The 12,605-nt window shown below is 64.9% G+C and carries 10 protein-coding genes; 5 read left to right on the top strand and 5 right to left on the bottom strand.

Translation table 11 applies throughout. The features are described from left to right. Positions 1-61: 61 nt before the first annotated feature. From VI234_RS11400 to VI234_RS11380, 5 genes are all read right to left on the bottom strand, one after another. Positions 62-934, bottom strand: coding sequence for an aminotransferase class IV (locus VI234_RS11400; protein WP_336330072.1), 873 nt, complete (start codon positions 932-934; stop codon positions 62-64). Further along, complete coding sequence (locus VI234_RS11395; RefSeq protein ID WP_336330071.1) at positions 919-1,632, bottom strand: anthranilate synthase component II; 714 nt, start codon at positions 1,630-1,632, stop codon at positions 919-921. Before VI234_RS11395 ends, VI234_RS11400 begins: the two co-directional genes overlap by 16 nt. Continuing rightward, positions 1,629-3,098 carry an aminodeoxychorismate synthase, component I gene (pabB, locus tag VI234_RS11390; protein WP_336330070.1) on the bottom strand — a complete coding sequence of 490 codons (1,470 nt, stop codon included), beginning with the start codon at positions 3,096-3,098 and terminating at the stop codon, positions 1,629-1,631. The genes VI234_RS11395 and pabB overlap by 4 nt, the downstream gene beginning before the upstream one ends. A 70-nt stretch (positions 3,099-3,168) precedes the next feature. Then, positions 3,169-3,786: a helix-hairpin-helix domain-containing protein gene (locus tag VI234_RS11385; protein WP_008309421.1), complete on the bottom strand. Its 618-nt coding sequence runs from the start codon at positions 3,784-3,786 to the stop codon at positions 3,169-3,171. 50 nt (positions 3,787-3,836) lie between these two features. After that, on the bottom strand, positions 3,837-4,634 hold the full coding sequence (locus VI234_RS11380; protein ID WP_336330069.1) for a shikimate dehydrogenase: 798 nt from the start codon (positions 4,632-4,634) through the stop codon (positions 3,837-3,839). 113 nt (positions 4,635-4,747) lie between these two features. On the opposite strand from VI234_RS11380, the gene VI234_RS11375 reads away from it, so the two are divergent. The 5 genes from VI234_RS11375 (at position 4,748) to VI234_RS11355 (ending at position 12,568) form a co-directional block, all read left to right on the top strand. Next, entirely contained in the window at positions 4,748-6,133 is a 1,386-nt protein-coding gene (locus VI234_RS11375; protein WP_336330068.1) for a sodium:calcium antiporter, read from the top strand. Next, positions 6,133-7,488, top strand: a complete 1,356-nt coding sequence (locus VI234_RS11370; protein WP_336330067.1) for a D-aminoacyl-tRNA deacylase — start codon at positions 6,133-6,135, stop codon at positions 7,486-7,488. The genes VI234_RS11375 and VI234_RS11370 overlap by 1 nt, the downstream gene beginning before the upstream one ends. A 103-nt stretch (positions 7,489-7,591) precedes the next feature. Beyond that, positions 7,592-8,752 carry a cell division protein FtsZ gene (ftsZ, locus tag VI234_RS11365; RefSeq protein ID WP_336330066.1) on the top strand — a complete coding sequence of 387 codons (1,161 nt, stop codon included), beginning with the start codon at positions 7,592-7,594 and terminating at the stop codon, positions 8,750-8,752. 127 nt (positions 8,753-8,879) lie between these two features. Continuing rightward, positions 8,880-10,118, top strand: coding sequence for an ABC transporter substrate-binding protein (locus tag VI234_RS11360; RefSeq protein ID WP_336330065.1), 1,239 nt, complete (start codon positions 8,880-8,882; stop codon positions 10,116-10,118). Continuing rightward, positions 10,115-12,568, top strand: coding sequence for a methyl-accepting chemotaxis protein (locus tag VI234_RS11355; RefSeq protein WP_008309433.1), 2,454 nt, complete (start codon positions 10,115-10,117; stop codon positions 12,566-12,568). The genes VI234_RS11360 and VI234_RS11355 overlap by 4 nt, the downstream gene beginning before the upstream one ends. Positions 12,569-12,605: the final 37 nt, after the last annotated feature.

Genomic DNA, 12,605 nt, shown 5'->3' with positions numbered 1-12,605 from the left:
CACCAGTCAGCTGGCACGCCAGCGACCAGCGCTGGCTCGCTTTCCACTACCTTCAGCGCGATCAGTAGTACCGCTCCTCGATTCGCTCGTCGAACAGCCGCTGAAGGAGCTTCGTCATTGGCCCGCTCCCCACGGAGATGCCGTCGACGGTCGCGATGGGGCGGATCTCCCACGTCGAGTTGGTGAGAAACGCCTCGTCGGCGTCACGCAGGGCATCGAGCGAGTAGTGACCGGTTTCGACGGGGAACTCCTCGCCGCGAGCGATGTCCATTACCACGTCGCGGGTGACCCCCGGCAGCAGGTCGAGGTCCGTACTCGGCGTCCGGAGGCCGTTGTCCGTGACGAAAAAGAGGTTGCTCGTCGCCCCTTCTGCAAGGTTCCCGTCCGTGTCCCGGATGAGACACTCGTCGGCTGGTTCACCGCCAGCGGCGGCTTTCCGGAGTTCGAGCCGACCGAGAATCCCGTTGAGGTAGTTGTGGGTCTTCGCGTCTGCCGGGACCGCCTCGCTCGGAATCCGCCGGGTCCGGACCGTCTGCACCGACGCCGGCTCGTCCCAGACGCGCTCGCCGTCGAGCCCGCCCCGCGGAAGTCCCTTGCAGATGACGACGACCGTCGGGTCAACATCGCTCCCCGGCGTGAGCTTCCCGGGCTGGACGCCCCGCGTGACCGACAGCCGGACGTACGCCTCGTCGAGATCGTTGGCCGCGAGCGTCTCGTCGACGCGCTCACGGAGGTCCCCGGGCACGGCGTCGGCGAAGCCCAGCGTCTCGGCCGTCCGCTGGAGGCGCGCGCGGTGGGCGTCCCACTGGAACGGCTCGCCCCCGTAGGCCCGGAGCGTTTCGAACGCCGCGTCGCCGTACATGAACCCGCGGTCGCGCACCGACACCGTCGCCTCGTCTTCGGGGACGAGCGCCCCGTCTACGTGGTATTGCATAGCAGGCAGAAGTTCTCGATCATGGTCTTGCCGTGGTCGGTCAGAATACTCTCGGGATGGAACTGGACGCCGATGTGCGGGCGGTTGCTGTGGCGGACGCCCATGACGACCTGGGACTCGTCCGTGCCGTCGGCGGTGGCAGGTTCGGACGAGTCTGGCGTCGCAGCGGTGTTCGTGGAGCCGTCTTCGTTGACGGTGTACGCCGTCTCGATCAATACGTCGGGGAGGTTCTCGCGGTCGACCGCTAGCGAGTGGTAGCGGCCGACTTCGAACGGGTCCGGAATGTCTTCGAACACGCCGGTGCCGTCGTGGGTAACCGACGAGGACTTGCCGTGGACGACCGCCTCGGCGTGGCCGACGGGTGCGCCGTTGGCCGCACACAGCGCCTGATGGCCGAGACAGACCCCCAGCGTCGGATATTCCAGTTCCTCGAATATCGGTATCGAGACGCCCGCCTCCTCGGGCGTCCCCGGCCCCGGCGAGACGACGATGCCGTCGGGGTCCAGTTCGCGGATATCCTCGACGTCGATGGCGTCGTTGCGCCGGACGACCACGTCGTCCTCGGTTCCGTCGAGTCGGATGACCACTTCGCCGACGTACTGGACGAGGTTGTACGCGAACGAATCGTAGTTGTCGACGACCAGGACGGTGGGGGCGGGCGCGTCGGGGTCGCCGGTTGTCGTACCAGCTCCGCTCATTGCTGGTCCTCCATCGCCAGGTCGACGCGCCGCCCCAGGGCCTCGTCGACGGCGTTGACGAGCGCGCGGCCCTTGTCCAGCGTCTCCTGGAACTCGCTGTCCGGGTCCGAGTCGTGAACGATGCCCGCACCGACGCGGAGGTGGTACTCCTCGGCGTATCGGACCAGGGTCCTGATGACGATGTTCAGCGTCGCCCGGCCGTCGAAGCCGAACAGGCCGATAGAGCCGGTGTACGGCCCCCGTCGCGTGGCCTCCACCTCGTCGATGATCTCCATCGTCCGGGGTTTGGGCGCGCCGGTGATGGTGCCGCCGGGGAACACCGCGGCGATAGCGTCCTGCAGAGACGCGCCGTCGCGGAGTCGGCCCTCGACGACCGAGACGAGGTGCATCACCTCTGAATAGCGGTCGATGCGCCGGTAGTCCGACACCTCGACGCTCCCGAATTTGCTCACTTTCCCGAGGTCGTTTCGCTCCAGGTCGACCAGCATGGCGTGTTCGGCCCGCTCCTTCGCGTCGTCGAGCAGGTCCGCCTCCAGTCGGTCGTCGGCCTCGGGTGTTTCACCCCGCGGGCGGGTGCCGGCGATGGGTTCGGTTTCGATCCGGTCGCCGTCGCGGCGCAAGAGGAGTTCCGGGCTCGCGCTAACGAGGTCGACACCGGGGAACTCGAGCAGGGCGGAGTACGGTGCCGGGTTCACAGTTCGAAGTGCGTCGAAGGCCTCGACCGGATGGACCGCGGCGGGTGCGCGGAGGCGCTGTGAGACGTTCGCCTGGAACGTGTCGCCCTCGCGGATGTACTGCTTGACCGTCCGGACCCGCTCGGCGAACTCCTCGCGCGTGCAGTCGCTCTCGAACGTGGCTTCGTCGGCCTCGACCGGCGGGGCCTCGACGGCGGGGTCGCCCTGTTCGGCCGCCCGAGCAAGGTCCAGCGCGTGTTGCTTCCCGAACTCGTAGGCCAGTTCTGGCGTCTCGAAGTCGCCGACCCGCGGGCAGGCCGTCACGCGCAGCGTCACCGACTCACCGCGGGGCTCCTCCCAGGCGGCGAAGCGGTCGTAACGAGCCACCTGCAGGTTCGGGAGCGCGCGGTCGGCGTCGGCGCTGTCGGGCAGTGACTCCAGTTCCCGCGCCACGTCGTAGGAGAACCACCCGACGGCCCCGCAGGGATACGGCACGTCGCAGTCACCGCGGACCAGTCGCTCGCCGTCGAGGAACTCGGTCAGCGCGGCGAGGGTCCCGCCCTCCCTCGGATCGACCTCGCGGAAGTCCGCCGGGGCCGTCCCGAAGTAGCCCCACCCCGACTGGCCGCCGGTGGTCGCCAGATACACGCCGCCGGTCTCGTCGCGCGCCCGGCGATAGGCGAGAAACGGGTCATCAACGTCCACGCGAACCTCGACAGGGACGCGTGCCTCCGGGGGCGCGTCGGCTGCGAGGTCGGTGAACGCAGTCCGGTCGGTTTCGACCGATTGCATTACCGAACGAAAACAGTGCGGCGACTAATTCCCTTGCGGTTCGGCGCACAGAGATGGGGCGTAAACGCTCTCAGAACTCTTCGGCCCGCTCGACCCAGCCCGAAACGCGGCTCTCTGAGAGGTCCGTGTCCGCGGCGATGTCTGCTGCATCCCCGCTGGCCAGTTCGCCCACCGTCTCGATACCGATCTCGGCGAGTCGGTCGGCGTAGGCGGGGCCGATGCCCTTGATATCCGTAACGGGCGCAGTGCTTCCATCATCGTCGGCCTCAGCCGATTCTTCGTCGGATTCGGCTGGCTCCTCATCAGCCTCGGTCGAGTCCTCACTAGCGGTGGCCGCCGAATCGCTGTCCTCGTCGTCGCCCGCCGTTTCTGGTTCGGCCTTTGTGGTAGAGTCATCAGTCGCAGATGCCGATTCGTCGTCGGTCGCAGTCGGTGACGCCGCGGTCTCCGACTCGTCCGTCTGAACGGACGTCGTACTCCCGTCCCCTGATTCGGCACCAGCCCCGTCCGCGGTATCGGATGTGTGGGTCTCGGTAGTCGTCGCGGTGTTCGTCCCCTTCACAGCGTCTTCGTCTTCAGTAGAGGGCTCTCGCTCGACGGTCACGTCCACGTCGCGATTAGTTCCCGACGCGGATGACCCAGTCCCGTCAAGCCCGAGGGCGGATTTCAATTTCTGAAGCAGACCCATACATGAACGTATTTATCCCCCACACAAATCTCTTGCTGGTGACCGCTCCGCTACAGGTGTTCGCGCAACTGGTCGTTCATCCGGTCCACGGGCGCGTCTTCGCCAGTCCAGCGTTCAAACGCTTCGACCCCCTGATACAGGAGCATCCACGCGCCGTCGACTGTCGTCGCGCCCGCGGCCGCCGCGTCCTGTAACAGACGGGTCTCGATTGGCGTGTACACCGCATCGAGCACCGCGATGTCGCTGTGCAGCGCATCGGCGGGGACCGGCGTCTCGTCTTCCTCCATGCCCACGCTGGTGCAGTTGACGAGGATGTCGGCGTCCGCGAGCAGGTCGGGGAGCGAGTCGAGGCCGTGGCCGGTTGCGGCCGGGACCTCGTCGGCGAGCGCGTCTGCTTTCGATTCGGTGCGGTTGGCGACTCTCACCGACAGCCCCTCGTCGGCGAGGCCGAATGCGACAGCCCGGCCCGCGCCGCCGGCCCCGACGACGACAGCCGTGCCGGACAGCGACACGTCGTGGTGGGCCAGCGCCCGGACCGCCCCAACCGCGTCGGTGTTGTAGCCCGTCGGCGTGTCGCCGCTGAAATCGACGGTGTTGACCGCGCCGATGCGCTCGGCGAGCGGCGCGGGGTCGACGGCGTCTAGCACGTCCTGTTTGAACGGGATAGTGACGTTGAGGCCGTCGATCCCGAGCGTCTCCGCCGCTTCGATGGCTTCGGCACCGGCGTCGGCCGCCGGCTCGAACGTGACGTATCGCGCGTCAAGCCCCAGTGTCTCGTAGCCCGCCTCGTGCATCGGCGGCGACAGCGAGTGCCCGACCGGGTTTCCGATGAGTCCGTAAACGTCCATACCAACGCCAGCGCGCGCCGGTCGTATGAACGCCACGCTCTCACGCAAGTGGTCAGGGTACTCAGTCGACACTTTCGCAAGCTTTTCAGCCGGACCCGGTTACGTTTGAGCTAGTGAGTCGTCTTCGCCACCCGCTGGTACAGGTCGCAGTGACGGTTTCTCTGACTGTTGGCTGGATATATCTGTTCGTCACTGGTACCGAAGTCGGAAACGTGACGACCGTCGCCGTCAGCGGGATCGCGGTCCTCGGGGCGTCGTTCCTGCTGGCGTGGGGCGCTGAAACGGCCGAGAAAGACGTGCCGAGATCGTTCGCTATCGCCGTTCTCGCCGTTCTCGCAGTCGCCCCCGAATACGCCGTCGACGCGCTGTACGCCTGGAACGCCGGAGCTGGTGGAGCGACAACGGAAGCCTGTCAGCAGTTTTCCCCGGCGGAGATCGAAGCGGGCGCGACATCGCTGGCCAGGGCCTGTCACGACGCGAACCTGGCTATCGCGAACATGACCGGCGCGAACCGCATCCTCATCGGCATCGGCTGGGCGGGCATCGCCGTGTTCACCGTCTGGCGGGCCGCGAAAACCCGAGACCCCGCAGTACAGAAACGCGACGGGTTCCTGCGGGACGCCGTCCAACTGGACACCGACATCGCGACCGAGATATCCTTCCTCTTTCTGGCGACGATGTGGGCGTTTCTCGTCCCCCTTGGCGGCGGTATCGGTATCTTCGATACGCTGTTTCTGGTCGGGCTCTACGTCGCCTACATCGGGCTCGTCCTCAAGTCCGACATCGAACACAGCGAGCACACCGTCGGCGTGCCGAAGTACTTCCAGGAGTGGTCGCTGCCGTGGCGGCCGCTGGTCGTCCTGGCGCTATTTGGCTACTCCGGTGCGATGATCTTCACGGCGGTCGAGCCCTTCGCCCACGGGCTTGAGGAGATCGGCGTCGCGAACGGTATTCCCGAGTTCTTCATGATCCAGTGGGTCGCTCCACTGGCCAGTGAGTCGCCCGAACTCATCGTCGTCGCCGTGCTGGTCAACAAGGCCCGGTCGACGGCCGGGTTCAACGCCCTCATCTCCTCGAAGCTCAATCAGTGGACGCTGCTCATCGGGACCATCGCCGTCGTGTACTCCATCGCGCTCGGCGGGTACGGCGTCCTGCCGTTCGACGCCAGACAGGGCGCGGAGATCTGGATTACAGCGGCCCAGTCATTCTTCGCGCTCGCTATCCTGGTCAACTTCGAGATCAGTATCCGCGAAGCAGTCGCGCTATTCGCGCTGTTCATCTCACAGGTGATTCTGGAGTTCGCGCTCATCAGGGACCTCGTCGTCCTGCCGATATCGAGTCACGACCTCCTGCTTGCGTACACGGGGATGTACCTCGTCATCGGGATGGCGTTGTTCGTCCAGCGCCGCGAGGCGCTGAAACACCTGTTCGGGCTGGCCGGTGACGCCGTCCGGACCGCGATGGGCCGTGAACCGATCCACCCGGAGAACGCCGACTGATGCTCGGAATCGTTGTCTCACACGCTGACGCGGCGTCGACCCACATCGGCGAGCACCTGCGCTCCCTGCGGGACTGGGAAACGAGCGTCGACGAGACACGACCCGATGCCGAGGGCGGCGGAACGGTCTACCGGACTGACAGCGTGGAACTCCGCGAGTTCGAGGCGTTACATCTGGATATCGAAAACGTCCCGGCGGCGTTCGAGGACCCGGATCTGCTGGTGTTCGCCTCGAAACACGCCGGCGAGACCGACGAACTCCTGACGGCTCACCACACCGGGAACTTCGGCGTCGCGGAATTCGGCGGCGAGGACGGCCACTTCGCCCGCGCTTGTCCCGGCGCACACAAGGCCGTGGTCTCGGCGCTCCAGCGCCACGCCCCGCCGGAATACGAAGTCGGGATGGAGTGTACCCACCACGGCCCGACGGCTGTCGGCGTCCCGTCGATGTTCGTCGAGGTCGGCAGCGCGGAGCCACAGTGGGAGGACCCCGACGCCGCCGAAGCCGCCGCCAGGGCGATACTGGACCTCGCCGACGAGCCGGCCGACAAGCCGCGGGAAAACGGGACGCGCCGCCACCTCCTCGGCGTCGGCGGCGGCCACTACGCCCCGCGGTTCGAGCGGGTCGTCCGCGAGACGGACTGGGCGGTCGGCCACATCGCCGCCAACTGGTCCTTGGACGCGCTGGCAGAGTGGGCCGACAGCGACGCGGAGCGCGACGCCGTTCTCGAACGCGCTTTGGCGGCCAGTGCGGCCGACTACGCCCTCATGGAGGGTGACCGGCCGGACCTCCAGGCAGCGATCGAGTCGCTGGGCTACCGCGTCGTCAGCGAGACGTTCGTTCGGGAGACGACCGGTGTCGACCTAGGCTTCGTCGAGTCGCTGGAAGACGCCATCAGACCGGTCGACGATGGTCTCAGGTTCGGAGAGCTTGCGTCCGGGTACGACGGGGAATGGACCGTCATCGACCTCCCGAACGAACTCATTTCGGACGTGCGCGGCGTCGATAGCGAGGCGTTGCGTGAGACTATCGAACGCCAGTCCATCGCGTACGCGACCGAGCAAAACGGAACTGTCCTCACCGGACCGATTGTCTGTCCGGCAACGACAGGCTTAGAAGCGATCATCGACCCGCTCGTCGAAATTCTGGAACGGCGCTTCGACAGTGTCGAGCGAAACGCGGACGAACTGGTCGCCCGGGAGACGGCGTTCGACCCGGACCTCGCACGAACGGCCGGTATCCCCGAAGGGCCCAAGTTCGGGAAACTCGCCTCGGGCCAATCCGTCGAAATCGGCGGCGAAGAGATTGGCCCGGAGCGTTTCCAGCGCGAGCGTATACGTCGATATACGCTGTGAACACTGGCGCGTCAGCCGGTAAAACTAGGACTCAACACGTCAGACGTGCGTCAGACGTAGGGGGAAAACTAATAACTGTTCGTCTGCAAGGGGGTTTTAAATTATGGATTCGATAATTGACGACGCTATCGACGAGGCAGAACAAGACGGGGAGGACGCGGCTGGCGGAACTGTCGACGAAACGACATCGTCGCCAACACAGGACATGTCCACGTCGGGAACGATGTCCGACGAAGAACTGTCAAGCGTCGTCAAAGACCTCGAAACGAAAATCACGGTCGTCGGCTGTGGCGGTGCCGGCGGGAACACGGTCACCCGGATGATGGAGGAAGGCATCCACGGGGCCAAACTCGTTGCCGCAAACACCGACGCACAGCACCTCGCAGACGAGGTGGCTGCCGACACCAAGATCCTCATCGGCCGCAAGCGCACCGGCGGCCGCGGGGCCGGCTCGGTCCCGAAAATCGGCGAGGAGGCCGCCCAGGAAGACATCGAGGACATCCAGCAGTCCATCGACGGCTCGGACATGGTGTTCGTCACCGCGGGTCTCGGTGGGGGGACCGGGACCGGCGCAGCCCCCGTGGTTGCACAGGCTGCACAGGAGGCCGGCGCACTCACAATTTCGATTGTAACGATTCCGTTCACCGCGGAGGGTGAGCGCCGCCGTGCAAACGCTGATGCCGGCCTGGAACGGCTTCGTTCGGTCTCCGATACGGTCATCGTCGTCCCGAACGACCGCCTGCTCGACTACGCGCCCTCGATGCCGCTGCAGGACGCGTTCAAGATCTGTGACCGCGTGCTGATGCGCTCGGTCAAAGGTATGACCGAACTGATTACCAAGCCCGGCCTGGTCAACGTGGACTTCGCCGACGTTCGCACCATCATGGAGAACGGCGGCGTCGCGATGATCGGACTCGGCGAATCCGACTCCGAGAACAAGGCCCAGGACTCCATCCGCTCGGCGCTACGCTCCCCGCTGCTTGACGTGGAGTTCGACGGTGCGAACTCCGCACTCGTTAACGTTGTCGGCGGCCCCGACATGAGCATCGAGGAAGCCGAGGGCGTCGTCGAGGAGATCTACGATCGTATCGACCCCGATGCCCGCATCATCTGGGGTGCGTCGGTCAACAACGAGTTCGAGGGCAAGATGGAGACGATGATCGTCGTCACCGGCGTCGAGAGCCCGCAGATCTACGGTCAGAACGAGGCCGAACAGGAGAAGGCCGCTCAGCAACTCGGCGAAGATATCGACTACGTCGACTAAACTGCCTCGTCCTCCCGGTTTTCAGCCTCTCTCTACCGACTACTACTGAACTTATATCCACACGTTTACTATCATAAATGATACTTTCGCCGAAAAGCATTTATCCGTAATTTCTAATTCTCTTCGCATGTACTCAGATTCGAGGCGTAATGTTCTCAAAAAATGTATCGCCGTTGGGAGCTTGGGCCTCTCGTCTGGCTGTCTTGGATCTCTGAGCGGGAGCGGTGACGCTGTTCAGTTCGGTGCGCTGCTCCCACTCAGTGGTGCGCTCGCTCCACTCGGCCAACACGGCAAGCGCATGGTCGAGCAGGCAGCAAGCGACGTCAACGCGGCCGGTGGTATCGGCGGTAATGACGTCGAAGTGACCATCCTTGACACCGAAGCGAACGCCGAAACCGCTGTCGAGCAGTACCGGTCGCTCGTCGACCGTGGTGTCATCGGTTTCGTCGGCGGCCTCGTCAGTGACGCGTCGCTCGCTCTCGCGCCGGAGGCGGCCAGCGACGAAATCATGGAGGTCAGCCCCGCCAGTACTGCCCCACAGCTATCGACTGCCGGCCGAGCCGACGGGCGGAAATACTTCGGCCGAACGGTGCCGAGCGACGGGACGCAAGCAGTGGTGATGGCGAAGGCCGTCGACGACCCGCTGTACATCGACGCGGACTCCGTCGCGTTACTGAGCATCGACAACTCGTTCGGTGCCGGACTGTCGGCAGCACAGCGTGAGGCACTGGACGCCGAGGTTGTCGCCGATGTTCGGTATGACCCGGCGTCGGAATCGTTCGACGATACGCTCGCAGACGTGTTCCAGAACGACCCTGATGCCGTCAGCTTCACCAGCGTCTCCGGTCAGGAGCGCGGTGTCCTTGATGCGTACAGCCAGTCGGAGTACGACGTTCCATGGGTGTTGTCTGCGGGGATGTTCGGTGGCGACCTCCCGTCGTACTACGAAGGGTTCTACAGCGCGTCGCTGTCATCTGCGCGGACACAAGCGTACTTCGAACTCGTCCGCCGACTCCCGGACATCGAGGAGCCCAGAGCGTACTCGGTCAACGCGTACGACGCGCTGTTTTTGATGGCGTGTGCCGCCGAACAGGCCGGAGAGAGCAGCGGTCCGGCAATCGCTGAGACCATTCAGTCAGTCTCTGGCGGGTCTGGACACACTGTCTCAGTCGGTGATTTCGGTCGCGTTCAGTCACTCACTGAAGCAGGCCGGGCAGTGAATTACCAGGGCGCATCCGGAAGCGTCGACCTGACGGCTGACCTCGAACCGCTGAGTTCGTACCTGATCGAACGGGTCACTAACGGGGCGGTCGAGTCGCTGGAGCTATTGCAACCGCAGTTCTTCAAATCGGGAGGGAACCGATGAGTTCGCTCCCGAGCCGGCTGGTTCAGGCGACGGAGCGTGCGCTCCCTGACGTCATTCGGCGTCGGTACGCGGCGAAGTTCGGCGTCCTGTTGCTCGGCGTGGTCGTCTTACTTGCACTCGGTGGGGCAGCCATCAACCTCGAAACGGGGGCGCTGGTCGAGTCACAGACAGAGGATCAAATCCGCGGTGTCGCGGAGTCCCAATCGAGTTCCGTCTCAACTTGGGTCTCGAACAAGCAGTCGACAGCGTCGTTCCTCGCGGCGTCTATCGGTGACCGGTCCGAGTCCACCTCGGACAGAGAACACCAGCGGTGGCTCGAACAGAAGCTCATTGGGTTACCGGGAGACGTCCGGGCGCTTCATTACGTCGACGCCGCTGACGGCACAGTCACCGCCAGCACCGACGACGAACTGAACGGCGTCGCACTGAGCGACGTCGACGATCCGTGGACCGACGCGAGTGGCGCAGTCGTCTCGTCGGGACCGACGGGCACGTCCGAAGCGTACAAGAGCAGTAACGAATCGGTTATCGCGTTCGTCCAACCACTGGCCGGGAGCGACGAATACGTCGTGCTGACGGCGTCGCTCGAGGCGCGCTCTCACGAGTTCACGTCACCGTTTGCGACCGGCGACGTGAAGGTCGTCGGGTCGAACGGACAGATCATTCTCGACAACCGGAAGAGCTCTATTCTCGAAGAGTACGCAGCGACCGGGGACGCGACCGACACGAGTGTCGAAGCAGCACTGAACGGCGAGACCGGCTACAAGTCCGTCTCCGCCAGAACGGGCATGGAAGACGGCCAGTACGTGATGGCGTACACGCCGGTCACCGGCACTGAGTGGGCGTTGCTGTATCACGTCCCGCAGGACCGCGCGTTCGCCCTGCAGTCGGCTGTCTCCGAGAACATCGCGCTCCTCCTGGCGCTTGCCGTGGGGGCACTGTTCGTCGTCGGCGTGACAATCGGGCGTGGAACCGCGAACGCGCTCTCCCGCGTGGCCGAAAGCGCCGAGGACATCGCCGCCGGTGAGATCAACAGCACCCTCCCCGAGACCACGCGCGTCGACGAGATGGGGCAACTGTACGACTCATTCGCGTCGATGCAGGCGTACCTGACAACCGCCGCGAATCAGGCCGACGCGCTCGCTGACAAGCGGTTCGACGACCCGGCGCTCGACGAGAGCATCCCCGGTGAGTTCGGTGCGGCGCTGGAGGAGATGGGCGAGGACATCCAGACGTTGATTACCGACGTCGAAGCCGCCAGAGACGAGGCGGAGGCGGCGAAAGAAGACGCCGAGGCGATGGCGTCCGCCCTCGAAGCGAAGGCGGCCGAGTTCAGCGACGTGATGGACAAGTCGGCGGCCGGAGACCTCACCCAGCGGATGGCCACCGACAGCGACTACGACGCGATGGTCGACATCGCGGAGAGCTTCAACGAGATGATCACGGAGCTCGAACGGACGGTCAACCGCATCGAAGGGTTCGCCGGAACCGTCGACAGTTCGACGGAGACGATCTCCGCGAGCGCACAGGAAGTGCGGTCGGCCAGCGAGTCGGTGAGCGAGTCGGTGCAACAGATCGCCGAAGGCGCTGACGAGCAAAACCGGAACATCCAGCAGGTGAGCGACGAGATGACCGACCTCTCGGCGACCGTCGAGGAAATCACCTCGTCCACCGACGAAGTCGCGTCGAAGTCACAACAGGCCGTCAACGACGGCGAGTCCGGCCGCGAATACGCTGAGCAAGCCGCCGCCGAAATCGAAGCGCTCGAACGGAAGTCCACCGAGGCTATCGAACAGGTGGAGTCCCTCGCTGAGGAGATGGAGCGCATCGGCGAAGTCACGACGCTCATCGACGAAATCGCGGAGCAGACGAACATGCTCGCGCTCAACGCGAACATCGAAGCCGCTCGGGCCGGTGAGGCGGGCGAAGGGTTCGCCGTCGTGGCCCGCGAGATCAAGACGCTCGCCGAGGAGACGCAGGAAGCAACGACCGATATCGAGTCGATGATCGACGACATTCGGTCCCGGACCGACACCACTGTCGAGGACATGCAGGAGATGGGTGAGAGCGTCGACACTGGGAAGAAAACGGTCGAAAACGCGACGGACTCGCTGACCAGTATCGTCCAGCAGGTCAACGAGGCAAACGACGGCGTCCAGGCTATCAGCGACGCGACCGACGAGCAGGCGGCTTCGATGGAAGAGGTCGTCTCGATGGCCGAGGAAGTCGGCTCGATCAGCGAGGAGACGTCCGCCGAGGCCGAGAACGTCGCCGCGTCCGCCGAGGAACAGACGGCGTCGATCACGGAGGTCACCGAGAAGATACAGTCGCTCTCCAGTCAGGCGACAGACCTCAAGGAGCTCATCGACCAGTTCGAAACCGGCGATGCCGGTGACGGCAGTGAACTGGGAGCACACGGATCGGACGGGACTGCGTTGACCGACGACTAACCGACGAGTTCGGAACGCCCGTTTCGGCCATCGCTTC

Source organism: Haloarcula sp. CGMCC 1.2071 (assembly GCF_037078445.1).
GTDB lineage: Archaea > Halobacteriota > Halobacteria > Halobacteriales > Haloarculaceae > Haloarcula > Haloarcula amylolytica.
This window is presented reverse-complemented; position numbering and strand designations above follow the sequence as displayed.